This window comes from Nostoc sp. UHCC 0302, from assembly GCF_038096175.1.
Taxonomy (GTDB): domain Bacteria; phylum Cyanobacteriota; class Cyanobacteriia; order Cyanobacteriales; family Nostocaceae; genus UHCC-0302.
Genome location: NZ_CP151099.1, coordinates 496,902 through 512,054 on the forward strand (window position 1 = coordinate 496,902; position 15,153 = coordinate 512,054).

Consider the following 15,153-nt stretch of genomic DNA (forward strand, 5'->3'; position numbering starts at 1 on the left):
GAACGGAAAAAAAATACAGGAGGATAGACCTCGGTGAATAAACGATGGAGAAACGCGGGGCTGTACGCATTGCTGTTTATTGTTGTCATTGCACTTGGAACAGCATTCTTTGATAAACAACCTCAAAGCAGAGAAACATGGCGGTACAGTCAGTTTATTCAAGAAGTTGAAAAAGACAGAGTTGAAAAAGTCAGTTTGAGTGCAGATCGGTCTACAGCGCTGGTCACACCTAAATATGACCCTAATAAAAAGCTGGTAACCTTAGTCAACGACCCAGATTTAATCAATACTCTGTCTGCCAAAGGTATTGATATTAATGTATTGCCTCAAACCGACGAAGGATTTTGGTTTAAGGCACTCAGCAGCTTATTTTTCCCTGTATTACTTTTGGTTGGCTTATTTTTCTTGCTACGCCGCGCGCAAAGTGGCCCAGGTAGCCAAGCCATGAACTTTGGTAAGTCCAAAGCCAGGGTACAAATGGAACCACAAACTCAGGTGACATTTGGTGATGTTGCTGGCATTGACCAAGCCAAGTTGGAATTAAATGAAGTCGTAGACTTTTTGAAAAATGCCGATCGCTTTACCGCTGTTGGTGCAAAAATTCCTAAAGGTGTATTGCTAGTAGGCCCTCCTGGTACAGGTAAAACCCTCTTAGCACGTGCTGTAGCCGGTGAAGCAGGCGTACCGTTCTTCTCCATCTCTGGCTCAGAATTTGTAGAAATGTTCGTAGGTGTAGGTGCATCCCGCGTCCGCGATTTATTTGAGCAAGCTAAATCTAATGCTCCCTGTATCGTCTTCATCGATGAAATTGACGCCGTAGGTCGTCAACGGGGTGCAGGTTTAGGCGGTGGTAACGATGAACGGGAACAAACCCTCAACCAGTTACTCACAGAAATGGACGGTTTTGAAGGTAACACTGGCATCATCATTATTGCCGCTACCAACCGTCCCGATGTTTTAGACGCAGCATTGTTGCGTCCTGGTCGCTTTGACCGTCAAGTTGTCGTAGACCGTCCCGACTATGCTGGACGTAGCGAAATCCTGAAAGTTCATGCCCGTGGCAAGACTTTAGCCAAAGATGTGGACTTGGATAAAATTGCTCGTCGTACCCCTGGATTTACTGGCGCAGATTTATCCAACCTACTAAATGAAGCCGCGATTTTGGCAGCACGCCGAAATTTAACCGAAATTTCGATGGATGAAATCAACGACGCCATCGATCGCGTATTAGCTGGGCCAGAGAAGAAAGACCGGGTAATGAGCGAAAAGCGCAAAACCTTGGTTGCATATCATGAAGCTGGTCACGCCCTAGTTGGTGCTTTAATGCCCGACTATGACCCTGTGCAGAAGATTAGTATCATTCCTCGCGGTCGTGCAGGTGGTTTAACTTGGTTTACCCCCAGTGAAGACCGGATGGATACTGGTTTGTACAGCCGTGCTTATCTAGAAAATCAGATGGCAGTAGCTTTGGGTGGTCGCCTTGCTGAAGAAATTATCTTTGGTGAAGAAGAAGTTACTACTGGTGCTTCTAACGACCTACAACAGGTAGCGCGGGTGGCACGACAAATGATTACCCGATTTGGCATGAGCGATCGCTTAGGGCCAGTTGCCCTCGGTCGTCAGCAAGGGAATATGTTCCTTGGTCGCGATATCATGTCAGAGCGTGACTTCTCTGAAGAAACCGCCGCTGCCATTGATGAAGAAGTCCGCAAACTTGTGGATATCGCCTATACACGCGCTAAAGAAGTGTTAGTTAAAAACCGCCACATTCTAGATCAACTAGCGCAAATGCTGGTTGATAAAGAAACAGTAGATGCTGAAGAATTGCAAGAAATTCTGGCAAATAACGATGTAACAACCGCCGCGTTTGCCTAACCAACTTGGTTAAAATTTAAAATCTAGATTTAGGGTAATTCTGAGACTTGTCAGAATTACCCTAATTTTTTTCGTGGTCATCTTATTATTAAGCAATGGTTGCATCACTAAAGCAATGGAGGATTGAAAAAATGAGTAATTCAGATTCAGAACTTCTGATAATTTTCAAAAAAGCTGCTCACGGTTTATTCATGCTAAGTGAGTCAGAGCATCCCTTCATACCTTTTATATGGTCAATTCCAGCCCAGGAAGATTTAAATTTTAAAAAAATATTAGAATTAACAAATCATCCTCAAGATTTGCAAATAGAAACAATTGAACTAGATTATCTATTTCGTAACTGCATTCAAGAGAAAGACTGGCATGATGAACAGCAGAAACGAAATGTGGTAAAGTATCGAGAACTTGTAGAGACCATTAAAAGCCATCTCACTGATATAAAAGTTTATCGGATTGGCTCAATAAATATTGATGTATACATTGTAGGTAAAACTGAAGAAGGTAACTTAGCTGGATTAGAAACCAAAGTAGTTGAAACCTAAGAATTAATACCAATTCTGTATAAAGATCCATAGTAACAACCCCACCGCCAACGGCTCCTCCCCTTAGCAAGGGGAGGTTGGGAGGGGTCAAAATAATCTTATTGATTATCAACTCTAGCCTCAACTACAGATTGAGTACTTAAAGAAACATTAGATAAGAAGTTGTAACCTGTATTAGCTTCAATTGAATCAACACTAACTCTGTATGTTCTCCAGCTATTGTTTCTAATCCCTTGGGAATTAGGCATATTAACTGCAATAACTCGTGTACTAGTATTTACACCATTTACTCCAGTTCCTGGTGTATCTAAGACCACTATGACTTTCCAAGTTCTCGCTGGTACTTGAATTTTCCCACTAGCAATTGTACTGGCTGAGCCGTTCGAGCCGCTCCCACCAACGCCGTATCCACCAGAAATAATATACAGTTCTTTTCCTTGACTTACTAAGTCTCTACAGTAGTTTTCTAGTGACGCCCATGGCCCTTGATTATTATCAGGGGCTTGTGGAATTATATTTGTCATTAGGAAGGTTGCAGAGTTATCTGTAACTGTCCTTGTTCTGTCAGCGGAAGCTGTCATATGTCCCCTGTCAAATCCGCTACCAGAATAGTCCGAGCTAGTTACTCTATACCACGCAGCAGGTAGTGAGGTATCAGGACGAAAATCATCTTGGCGTGGTGCGCTTCCTAGCCAGTAACCATTTAATTGCCAGGATACCCAATTGGGAATTCTAGTACTATTGTTGTATGAAACTGCATACTGAGATTTATTCAACAAATAATTATTGGGGTATGAGGTGTTTTGTGTTGCGCCACTGGGGTTCCCCAATGTTAAATGAACGCTAGATGATTGGGCAGGGGCTGGTTTTTGCCAATGTTCAAGCAGAAGTATAAACAAAAAGACAGCTGCAAAAGGCAGAAGAAAATTGAAAAATTTGATTTTCTTCATGGCGTAATTATGTTTTTGTTACGCACTTAGTATTGAATTTTCATCACATTAATATCAAGTATTCCTGAATACAAAAAGAAAATTTGCTGAGGAAAATCTGCGCTTATATCCTTTAATCAAGTGTTAACCTTATGTCAAAGCTAGAGTTTGTGTTAATAGCTCATCTAAGAAGTCCTATAAAAAATCATAGATAACATTATTAATACTCTGTCAACAAAAAACTTTTTCTCACTCTATCCTTTATGCTCCATGTAGATTCTTTCCTCCGTTTGCGCTTGAATAATAAAACCCTCACGCTGATAAAGTCTGCGTGCTGGATTTATAGCTAAAACTCTCAGACAAAGGCTTTTGGGTCTCAACACCAATACGGTTCAGTTAAGGGCTACTCGTACAAAATTTTGGGTTTTCAAGACGCGATAAATCGCCGTCTCTACAAGTTTTTTGGTCTTATCGGAACCGTATTGGTCTCAACACACCCTACATAAAATTTATTAATATAGCTAGAAACATTAGCATAGACTTACTTACTTTCACTAAGTTCCTTCATTAGGAATTTCAATAAACTCTCATTTAATAACCAATTACAGATATTGCTTTCTCAAACTGGGGTTTGCTTTCTCATTTCACAAGATTTAGTAAGCATTTACAGATATTGCTTACTCATTTCAGTAGATTCAGCAAGCATTTACAGATATTGCTTACTCATTTCAGTAGATTCAGCAAGCATTTACAGATATTGCTTTCTCAAACTGGAGTTTGCTTACTTATTTCAGTAGATTCAGCAAGCAATTACAGATATTGCTTTCTTAAACTGGGGTTTGCTTACTCATTTCAGTAGTTCACGCAGTCATAACAACTATCGTTGTTTGGCAAAAGCCATTAGAAATTAGCTGTAGTTCTCTCAGGCTAATCAATACGGAAGTTTTTTAATATCAAAATTATAAATCTCAATGGGATGCTGAAGATGCGATCGCGCTACGTCCAGTGCCAACCGCAATTTTTTGGTATGTAGAAAGCGCCTGAGCAACACATTGATCCATGTTGTAATACTTATAAGTCGCTAGCCGTCCAACAAAATACACTCCTAGCATGGCGTCAGTCAACGCTTTGTATTTCTGGTAAATTTCGTTATTTTCAGGACGTGGTATAGGGTAATAGGGGTCGCCCTCTGCTTGGGGAAACTCATACACAATGCTAGTTTTGGCGTGTTCTTGTCCAGTTAAATACTTAAACTCTGTGACACGGGTGTATAAATGTTCATTGGGATAGTTGATGACTGGCGCTGGTTGAAACACAGGAATATTGTGCGTCTCATGCTGGAAATTGATAGAACGGTAAGGTAGCTTGCCATAGCGATAATCAAAAAACTCATCAATCGGCCCGGTGTAAACCATCTCGCGGCAAGGTATCATCTGCTCAATTTCTCTGTAATCAGTGTTGAGCATTACCTTAATGTTAGGGTGATTTAACATATTCTCGAACATCCGCGTAAAACCGTACCGTGGCATCGCTTGGTAACTATCAGTAAAATATCGATTGTCACGGTTGGTACGAGTAGGAACCCTAGCGATGACTGATTTATCCAGTTCCGAAGGGTCAAGTCCCCATTGCTTTTTGGTGTAACCTTGGAAGAACTTTTCATACAAATTTCGGCCAACTTTGCTCACCACTACATCTTCTGAGGTGCGGATATATTCTTTTGGTTCAGCCAGCGATTTGAAAAACTCTTCCACCTCAAATGAATTCAGGTTCATTCCATAGAGTGTGTTGATGGTGTCAAGGTTGATGGGAATCGGAACAAGTTGCCCATCTACACTGGTAAGGACGCGATGTTCGTAAGCCCGCCATTGAGTGAAGTGGGAGAGGTATTCAAAGATTTCGCGGGAATTTGTGTGAAAGATGTGGGGGCCATATTTATGTACAAGAATGCCATGATCGTCATAATGGTCGTAAGCATTACCGCCGATGTGATTACGCTTGTCAACTACCAGTACTCTCTTGCCAGATTGACTTGCCAAGCGTTCAGCAATGACACTACCAGAAAATCCTGCACCAACAATTAGGTAATCAAATACAACATCTCTAATAATGATGTTTGGTGCTTGTTGAGCAGCGATCGCACCTTTTGAATTAATATTATCTCTATCATTGCGAGCAGCAATAGCAGAGTTGATCAACTTCATCATTGAAGCCCAAATGCGATCGCTATCGACATTATTCGGAAACGCATAGATATTCGGGTGCTGTTGTAAATGATTTTTGTAAAAGCTTTGTTCACCGATAAATATCAAGTCTGCAATGCGGAAAAGTTCTTCTTCGTAACTATTGAAAGTAGGTAACTCATCCATGCGATCGTATACAATAGCTTGCGGTTGCAAGTTGCGTGTAAAAGGTATTGCAACTGGTGTACAGTACCAACAAATATACTTAGAAATATTATTTTCTGTAAAAAAAGCATCGATAAGTATTTGTAAATCTGCATTTACAGCCTCCTCAATTAGATTTTGTGGTAGATAGGGTACAACAACCACAACTCCATTTTTATCTTCGCTGACATCTAACCGTCCCAACTGTTCATGGGTAAAAATTGGTTCCTCGATAAAGAATACCCGCCTTTCTTGAGTACAGCTGACTAAAAGAGGTTGCAGTCTTTGATAAACAGAATCCCAACGCCAATTAGAAAAACAAACTATATCTGGAGTGAAAGTAGTAAAACTGCAATTAAGTCCCATCTTTTTCTAAAAATAATTGTTATATAAAACTTTCTTTCTCCTTGGTCTTTGCCCCTGCGCCTACCGTATCCCTACGGTGAAGCAAGCTACACCTTAGTCTCCGATAGGATAAGTTTGCTCAACGGAGGAAACCCATGCGGGGAACTTCTTTTTTTAGTACTTTTACTGCAATTCTGAGTATTTATTAATTTCTAAATAATTCTCCCAGAAAGTTCTATTAGTTAGTTCTGGTAACGTCTCTCTATAGCTTTTTCTTAAATTAGAAAATTTAAAAAACATCTTTAAAGATAGTAGTATTGTTTTAACAAAAACTTTAAAAAATTCTATTCTAGAGAACTTAACAGCAAACCCTTCCTGATTTACGAGGTTATAATACAAAACTTTTCTAGCTCTAAAAACATTAACAGGCCTGTATGTCTGCATAGAAACTACTTTGTATCCGTTGTCAGTTGGCTTATTATCTTTATGGAATAAGAAAGAAGGTAAGAGATGCCCATTTAATGTAATAAATCTTATCCCTCGATGAATTGTATTTTCCACCTGAGTAAGACTTTTTTCATACTTATCATTCAAAAAAGGTAATTCATAATCTTTCATTAGTTTTTCTCCCATATTTCTAATTTCCAAGTTTTTCTCTTCAGGATTTATAGATTTAAGATGTTCAGGCCCCAGTAAGAGATCATTAAAAGCTTTTAAAATAAGTTCTGCATTTTTGTATCTATAACAAAATGCCTCTTTAAGACTAAATCTCAGAATTTGCTTGATTACATCTATTTTGCTGAAGTTGTCAGAATACAGTAAACTTAAAATTATTTCGTTCTTTTTGGAATAATAGTTGGGTATAGGAGAAAACTTATTTTCAAATGATTCATGCCACACGCATATACCATTGAGAGTGACAATTTTTAGTTTTAATCTAATAGGCCATTCTATATCATCGCCTCTGATAAAAAATGGATATGGTAAGCTAAAATCATTTATATTTTTTGTAGGGAAGCAAAATAACCACCAGCCATTGTAACTGATATGTTCTTCAATCTCGTTAAACAAAATATTTTTTACAGTTCTGAGATCAAGATCAGGTTTTAATCTGACAATGGCATCATCCCATATAGCGCCATTTTCGTGCTGAATATGCTTGGTATCTAGCTTTAGCATACTTCCACCAATGCATAACCTATTATCATTAGCAACCATTTGAAAGTTATAAATTCTTTCAAAAACTTCTGGTGCTATAACAACATCATCATCCATAAAGATAATGTGAGAGAACTCATTTTTTCTTTTCAGAACTTCTAAAATTCCTCTAGTGTATCCACCACTGCCACCAGCATTTTTATTGGATACTAAATGTATTTTAGGATTATTGAAGCTTGTTAAAGTTCTCCCATTGTCAATAATAAAAAACTCAAATTTATTAATAAAATTTCTTTGCTTTATAAAATGGTTTTCTAAAAGTTTAACATTTTTATGTACATAAGTTTCTCTCTTGTATGTACACATAACAACTGCTATTTTTAAATCTGATTTTTGAAAATTATTTATACCAGTATGAATATAACCATCTTTAAAAAAAGAATTATTTTCTAAAGCCTCAATTTCAAGATATAACAAACCTTTGTATTGATGTATATCAATATTTTTAAATGCGCTTGCTTCAGATAAAGCGTCGGCATCAATAATATTTTGACTAACTAATGTTGCAGATTCAGAAAAGTAATTTATATTCCAGAGCTTAACTTGAAATGCTCCTTTTAAATGTAAATTTATACTTATATTTTTTACATCTGTATAATTTTTCCATTTTTGAACTGACAAAGCATTAAAGTAAGTATCAAATTTGATAGTTCCACCTTTTCTAAGTTCCACAATATTTTGTTGATAGTTCAACATACACTTAGAATTCACTCTTAAGAAAAGCTCTTCTTCAGAACAAATATCTAAGTTGGGCAAAATAATATTTTGTAGTTTAGTATAAGTCTGAGTAGCTTGATTATCAATATTTGGATTTATCAAAACATCTGACATTTGGCTTTTACCCCTGTTATAAATTTTGAGTACTACTTTTAGAAACGAGTACGAACAGATTCAGTAGTCAATGTACTTTTTAGGTACTCTTGAACAACTTGCTTAGCATCTCCAATTAGCTTTACTTTTCCTTTTTCTAACCAAATTACCCATTCGCATGAATGTTTAATAAATTCCAAATCATGAGAAACTACTAAAACTGTTGCATCCGCAGCCCAAAAATTTTGAATTCGTTGCTTACACTTATTTTTAAAACTTTCATCCCCAACTGAAAGTACTTCATCTAAGATTAAAATATCTGGTTGTATATCAGTAGCGATCGCAAATCCCAATCGTGCCGCCATCCCAGACGACAAAACCTTCACTGGTGCTTCAGAATAATCTTGTAGTTCTGCAAATTCTAAAACTGATGGAACTCTAGCAATCATTTCTTGCCGCGAAAAACCTAACATCACTCCATAAAATATGATGTTATCAATTACTGAAATTTCAGGTTCAAAACCTGCACCTAATTCAATCAACGGGGCAATTCTTCCCGCTACCCGTACTACTCCTGATGTTGGCTCTAAAATTCCACAAATTACTTTCAATAGTGTGGATTTACCTGCACCATTCGCGCCAATAATACCAATTTTTTCGCCTACATTTACCACTAAATCAATATGATCCAGTACCAATTTTTTCGCAGGTTGACGATATTTACCTTCTAAAATTGACAAGATTGTCTTCTTTAAATCATAAGAAAACTCTTCCTGTGTTCGTCTCCATAAACAAACTTGATTGAGTCGAATAGCTTCCATTTATAACAAATCCATGAATGAACGTCGCCACCAGCAAAAGCAACTAAGCCCTAGCCCTAAAAAAATCACTCCACTCAATAATGATTGTGTGATTAAATAAAAATTTGGCAGCGTTCCTGACAAAGAAATTTGGCGGATACTTTCAATTACTGGTAATAAGGGATTCAATATTAGAAATGACTTGACTGATGCTGGAACAATTGCAGTTGGGTAAAAAACTGGACTACTCAACCAAAGCATAAAGACAAGTAATTCATAAAAGTAAGGTAAATCCCTAAAAAATACAAACAAAGTACTCACCAATAAGCTAATACCAGCACAAACTAAAATCAAAGCTAGTAAAGGTAATAGTAAAGCTAGTACGTTCACAAAACTTTTAGAGTTGATAAATGTCATTATTGCCAATAATGGCAACACGCCAATTACAAACTGAAATACATTTGCTGCTATCAGCGAGATAGGAAAAATACTGACTGGCAAGCTAATTTTATTTAATAGTATTCCATTATTAACTACACTCCATAATGCTTGTGTTGTAGATGCAGAAAAAAAATTAATTACTACTAATCCTGTAAATACTGCTAGCACATAATTGATAATAGAGTTGCCATAATAAGATGCAAAAGCAGTTCCAAAGATTGCAGTATATACTCCTGTCATTAGTAACGGATTAATTAGCGACCAATATACACCCAAAAATGAGCCTCGGTAACGTACTTTCAAATTACGGGCTACTAAAACCTGTAGTAATTCCCAATATTGCTGTACTTTTGAACTTTTCAAATCTATTTTCCATGCAAGGCTCATTTTGAAATACCTACAATTAAAAGATGCAACAATTTTTTCTCCTAAGCTTTATGAAGATTAACTCCACTTCTCCAGCCAACTTGAATACCATAAAAAGCTTGTTGAATATACTTAAGCAAAATTGCATTTGGAAGATGATGAGTGAATTTTAGACGGATTATTCTTAATAAGCAGCGATAGGTTAATAGAAATGTTAAACGAGCAATTAATATAGGAAGTGAAACTTTATTGAATCCATGCTTGACTGCAAAATAAGTTGTATTTTTTGCTAAAGAGTACCAGCAAGTTAGGTGTTTTTGGTCAATCCGATTATGACTAGGTTGGGGAAAATGATCTACAGATACATCAGCATAATGAACTTCATAACCTGCTTTAATTAAGCGCAAGCAAACATCTGTTTCATCAAGAAAATAATCAAAAAATTCATCATAGCCGTTAATTTTTTCTAGTAATTCTTTACGAAAAGATGAATTAGTACCCATTAATCCATTGAACCAAAAACCGTTTGCTTTGTTATAGCTAGCAGCATCAGCAGAACGGACTGCAATAGTTTCGCTGAAAAGATTTGTGACACCATGATGAAACTGTAAGGGGTAACCAGGACGAGTTAAGTCTCGAACTGCGCCACCAACGGCTGCACATTTGTCTCCATGTTGTGCATAAATGAGTAACAATTGTTCTATCCATTCAGATGGTGGAACTGCATCATCATCAACAAAAGCAACAATTGAGCCTGTTGCTAACTTAATTCCAACATTTCGAGAGTAACTAATGTTTTTCGGCTCAACTTGGTGAAAACTGAGTTTAAAGCTATTCTTACTAAATGCCTCAAAGACGATTTCACTAGTCTCAGTTGTCGATGAAGCATCAATAACAATTACTTCAAAATTTTGGTACTGAATTAGTTCAAGTGATTGCAGAGATTTCTTTAGTGCATTGGGGCGATCGCTTGTACAAATTATGATAGAAACTAAAGGAAATAATGGAGTAGGTTTTACTTTGGGCATTTGTGATAACTTGAGCTTGTAAATTTGCCAGTATATCTGCCACACCTGATTAATAGTTTTAATAACCGCTTTAGTTAAAACTAAAGGATTGATGGAAACAGGTACATAACCATTACCTGTAAAGTAGTAAACCTGTTTAGCCAGATTTAGAATGTAAAGATCAGGATTTTGATAGCTCACAAGAGCAATATCAATTGGTTTCCAAATCAAGGCAATTAACCAGAAATAAATTTGATTTGTTAATTTATTAGCCGGATTCCAAAAACTAACTTCTTGTTCAGACTCTATCTTTCTTAATACCTGGTTTTGTGAATCGTTTTGATAGATAGTAGACTGCACCCAAACCTGAGCTTTTTTATTAACAACATCTTCTAAAGTATATTCAGGGTAATTTAGTTCTCTTGGCATTTTTCCCTGAATACCTTTGATAAAGTCTTGAAAACCTGCAATAGAAATTTCAGCTAAAAAGTACCTTCCTGTAGCAGCGTAATAAACTAGCCGTGGTAGACTTACAACAACCCTTTTCAGTAAAAGGTTTGGGTGATGTTTTTGCCAACAATAACAGAGATTCCGTTCATCATAATAATTAATCCAAGGTCTACATTTAAAATCAGGTGAATTATGCCAAATAATTGAAGCTGGATTTACAGCAATAATCCAACCTGATTGTTTAGCTCGTAAGCACCATTCCACATCATCAAAATGCAAAAAGTAATTTTCAAACACTCCAATTTTTTGAATAATTTCACGCCGTAATAGCAATGATGCTGCTGCACAGACATCTACACTAATATAAGGTTTACCCTTTAGGAGTTCTTCATTAGATATATTACTTTCGTTGCCAAAATTAATTTTTAAATGTGCTTTTTCATAGTTAATAAAACTCCCAGCTTCTTGAATTGTGTCAGGTTGCTGTAGTTTACGAATTTGAGAACCTACTAAACCTACTTCATCGTATTTTTGTAAAGTTTGAACGAGTGAAGTTAAAGCTAATGGATCTAGACGAACATCATTATCAAGTAGCCAAATATAATCATATTCAAGCTCACTAACGGTTTGTAAACCATAAGAAAAGCCTCCAGAACCACCTAAGTTATTACCTGTCTGTAAAACCTGTACTTTGCCAGGATATTGTTTTTCAAGGTAAGCTTGAGTACCATCTGTTGAAGCATTATCTACAACATAAATATCAACTTCAATGTTTGATAATATCAGTTTTAAAAGGTCTTTTATAAGCAAACGAATATCCTGTAATTTGTTCCAAGTAACAATAACAGTAGCAACTTTGAGGCTTACCATATAATTGATATAGCTGTGTATATTTGCTAATTAATATCTATTCATTAATTAAATTAATTCCTCAGCTTGATAAACACCTAAACATGAGCTTGATTGAGTAAAAAATCTATTCTCTACCTATTTTCTAAATATAAATTATCTATCCGGAAAATAAATTTGCACCTAGTTCAAAAATGTAACTTGTTCGATTTTTGAACTCGTCTTCCTCTAGAGTGATTATTTTTAGATATAAACCTTATAGAGGTAATTTAAAATACATCTAAGTAGCTGCTGAAAGATAGAGTTAAAATTAACCCAGGTATCTGTGACAAAGTTGAAATTTTTGGTAGTTAAAAGTACAGTTGTATAACTGCTTGATTTCTACCATCTGAGTAGAAAATATCTAAAGAATGTTATTAAATTGAAAAAAGTGTTTGGATATTAAATATAAATTATTAAGTATTGGCTATTTATTATTTACTTAAACAAAAAAGCCAAATTGTAGTATTTAAAATAACTTGCAACTCTTCAGTAACTACCATGAACAGCGTATATTAGGACTGATGAAAACTATTTTTCCTTTATGCATCAATATTTTTTGAAAATGAAAAGAGATGCATAATCTACATTAATTATTCCCAAATTAAAAATTGGGGTAGTTCTAGAAATTTCTAGAACTACCCCAATTTTTCGACGAAATAATAAATCCAGATGTACTCTTTGGTGTTGACTTTGAGGGCTTGAGGTGGTAGTTTCTCATGCAATTCGTATGTAGCGTGTGAATGTAAATGCAAGAGTTTAAAAGTCCAAGCAGTCGGTTGGCAAGGTTATTTCACAAGGGTCGAGACAATTGGAAGCAGAGAGCCTTGGAAAAACAAAAAAAACTCAGAGCATTAGAAATAAAAGTGAGAGATTTATCCGCATCAAGAGATTATTGGAAAAATCGAGCTAAAATTGCCGAAGAAAAACTACACAAAGCGAATATAGAAACAGAGGCGGAAAAAAAAAGAGATTGACTCAAAAGAAGAATTAGTCGCCAAGGGGCATCATTATTCAGCCGAAATTATCCTTCTTTCAGTGCAGCAGGTCATAGAGTGTGGCAATAGTTATAGAGGAGCCGAGAAGACTTTCGATTTGTACAAAGAATTGTTTTCACAGGAGACTCCCAGCTTTAGTAGTATTAGGAAATGGTTAGGGCGAATTGGTTTTTTTGAACTAACCAGAGAGAAAGAAACGAGAAATGACTGGATTTTTATTGTTGATTTAACTGTAGAACTAGGAACAGAAAAAGGACTGGTAGTTTTAGGAGTTTCACAACAAAAGCTAGAAGAAGAAATCTTGCCGTTAAGAAGAGGATTACAGCATCAGGATGTTCAAATTCTGGCATTAGAAATTATGCGTTCAACCAGAGGTGAACTCATACAAGAGAAATTAACGGAAGTTAGCCTCAAATATGGTTGTCCTCGGCAAATAATTGCTGACCATGGAAGTGATATCCAAAAAGGAATTAAACTGTATCAACAAAATCATCCTGATGTAATTTATACGTATGATGTAACTCATGCAATGGCTTTATTACTCAAGCATGAATTACATGGTTCTGACAAATACCAATCTTTTATACAGCAGTGTAGCCAATGTCGAAAACAACTGCAACAAACTGAACTATCTTTCCTAGCTCCGCCCTCTCAACGCTCACAATGCCGTTACTTTAACTTAGAAAAACTCATAAATTGGGCTTTATATCTGCTGAATTCACCATTAGATGTTTTAACGGATTTAGTACCAAATATTGAACCAGAAATTCTTCTGAATAAATTGAAACAGAAGTTAGGGTGGTTAGCTGACTATCAAGACTCGCTAAATAATTGGAACCAAATGGTTCAAATGACCCGTTTTGTAGAGACTCAGATTAAAATTTGTGGATTAAATCAAGAGGTTAAGAGCATTATTCAACAACACTTAACATTGAAAATGGGTTCTCTAGAGACTTTTGCACAAAAAATTATCAGCTATCTCATACAAGAAATTTCTCAAAGCCAATCAGGTCAGACATTATTAGCTACTTCTGACGTTTTAGAATCACTATTTGGTAAATACAAGTACATTTCTTCTCGCTCTCCTCTTAAACAAATAAGTCAATTATTTTTGAGTATTTGTTTATCTACCATGAATTTGACAACTACTCTTGTGAAAGAAGCATTAGAGACAGTACGTTTTTTGGATGTTGAAGATTGGGCAGCTCAAGTTTTTGGCCAATCCATGCTCTCGAAAAGAAAAATTTTGTTTTCTGCCGCAACTGACGACACAGAAACTGCATGAAAAATTTTGAGCATTTCTCCCACAAAATCAACACCCTAGATGTACTCTTTGGCATACGTGCCATTGCAATACAAAGTGTTCTCCCTCACATAGCTTACCGAATGTTTACATAATTATTATCCAGAATGCTTAATGCAACTCAGTTTTCCCTCTTCAATCTTGAATTGCTTAAGCTCTAGATGCAGGTTTCAAAAATAACCATGCGACAAAAAATGTAGCCGCTGTAAATATTTGCGTCAAATCTAAAGCAGATAGATAGCCATCGGCAAATGAAGCGATACTGCGATCGGTAATGCCAAATACCCAAGAAGACAGGCCAAACAGCCAAATTCCATTCTTGAGATTTCCGATAAATTCTTTAGATTCTGATGGTTGTTGGTCGTTCATGATCTTCTGCTCCGTTGGTGAAGAATCTGGTGATTGATTAGCCAAGAAGTTTTTCTGATTCCTAACGCTACATTTATTTTATATTAATAAATATTTCAGGCTATTGACTTACCTACCCAAAGGTACATCTACTAATCTTGACATTCTTCTTTTGGTTAGGTTATCGGCGATCGCCATGTAATCCTTGATGCTACAAACTTCTCAGCTTGCGGCTTAAGTACTTTTATTACTAAATCTTTAAAAAACTATATAAACATTTATCTAAAGTATATCCTATTTATAGTACATATATACCATTAAGGATGTATCTGCTGGCTATTTAAAGATGTAAAAAATACCAAGCACCAAGCACTTACACCCTTGAGACTTCAGACTTCATTCTTTAGGTTCTCGTAACTCGCTGGTAGAAATTGTTTAAATAAAAG

The 15,153-nt window shown here is 36.2% G+C and carries 11 protein-coding genes; 4 read left to right on the plus strand and 7 right to left on the minus strand.

From position 1 onward, the window contains the following. The first annotated feature begins 33 nt into the window (after positions 1-33). Positions 34-1,875 (plus strand): ATP-dependent zinc metalloprotease FtsH3, encoded by a 1,842-nt coding sequence (ftsH3, locus tag WKK05_RS02060; RefSeq protein WP_341528157.1) that lies wholly within the window; start codon positions 34-36, stop codon positions 1,873-1,875. A gap of 131 nt (positions 1,876-2,006) precedes the next feature. Continuing rightward, positions 2,007-2,417: a nuclease A inhibitor family protein gene (locus WKK05_RS02065; protein WP_341528158.1), complete on the plus strand. Its 411-nt coding sequence runs from the start codon at positions 2,007-2,009 to the stop codon at positions 2,415-2,417. 98 nt (positions 2,418-2,515) lie between these two features. Here WKK05_RS02065 and WKK05_RS02070 read toward each other — a convergent pair whose 3' ends face one another. The 6 genes from WKK05_RS02070 to WKK05_RS02095 all read right to left on the minus strand — a co-directional run bounded on the left by WKK05_RS02070 (position 2,516) and on the right by WKK05_RS02095 (position 12,040). Then, complete coding sequence (locus WKK05_RS02070) at positions 2,516-3,367, minus strand: DNA/RNA non-specific endonuclease (RefSeq protein WP_341528159.1); 852 nt, start codon at positions 3,365-3,367, stop codon at positions 2,516-2,518. A 947-nt stretch (positions 3,368-4,314) separates the two neighbouring features. Then, a complete protein-coding gene (gene glf / locus WKK05_RS02075) occupies positions 4,315-6,099 on the minus strand; it encodes a UDP-galactopyranose mutase (protein ID WP_341528160.1) in 1,785 nt (594 codons plus the stop codon). A gap of 162 nt (positions 6,100-6,261) precedes the next feature. After that, positions 6,262-8,127: a glycosyltransferase gene (locus tag WKK05_RS02080; protein WP_341528161.1), complete on the minus strand. Its 1,866-nt coding sequence runs from the start codon at positions 8,125-8,127 to the stop codon at positions 6,262-6,264. Positions 8,128-8,165: 38 nt separating this feature from the next. Beyond that, entirely contained in the window at positions 8,166-8,927 is a 762-nt protein-coding gene (locus tag WKK05_RS02085) for an ABC transporter ATP-binding protein (RefSeq protein WP_341528162.1), read from the minus strand. Then, positions 8,928-9,734: an ABC transporter permease gene (locus tag WKK05_RS02090; protein WP_341528163.1), complete on the minus strand. Its 807-nt coding sequence runs from the start codon at positions 9,732-9,734 to the stop codon at positions 8,928-8,930. Between the two features lie 41 nt (positions 9,735-9,775). Beyond that, a complete protein-coding gene (locus tag WKK05_RS02095) occupies positions 9,776-12,040 on the minus strand; it encodes a glycosyltransferase family 2 protein (RefSeq protein ID WP_341528164.1) in 2,265 nt (754 codons plus the stop codon). A gap of 845 nt (positions 12,041-12,885) precedes the next feature. On the opposite strand from WKK05_RS02095, the gene WKK05_RS02100 reads away from it, so the two are divergent. Both WKK05_RS02100 and WKK05_RS02105 read left to right on the plus strand, forming a co-directional pair. Continuing rightward, positions 12,886-13,035, plus strand: coding sequence for a hypothetical protein (locus WKK05_RS02100; protein WP_341528165.1), 150 nt, complete (start codon positions 12,886-12,888; stop codon positions 13,033-13,035). A gap of 61 nt (positions 13,036-13,096) precedes the next feature. Next, a complete protein-coding gene (locus WKK05_RS02105) occupies positions 13,097-14,341 on the plus strand; it encodes a hypothetical protein (protein WP_341528166.1) in 1,245 nt (414 codons plus the stop codon). A 168-nt stretch (positions 14,342-14,509) separates the two neighbouring features. Here the strand turns inward: WKK05_RS02105 and WKK05_RS02110 are convergent, their stop codons facing one another. Next, the gene (locus WKK05_RS02110) at positions 14,510-14,728 is read right to left on the minus strand and encodes a hypothetical protein (protein ID WP_341528167.1); all 219 of its coding nucleotides are present in this window, start codon (positions 14,726-14,728) and stop codon (positions 14,510-14,512) included. Positions 14,729-15,153: the final 425 nt, after the last annotated feature.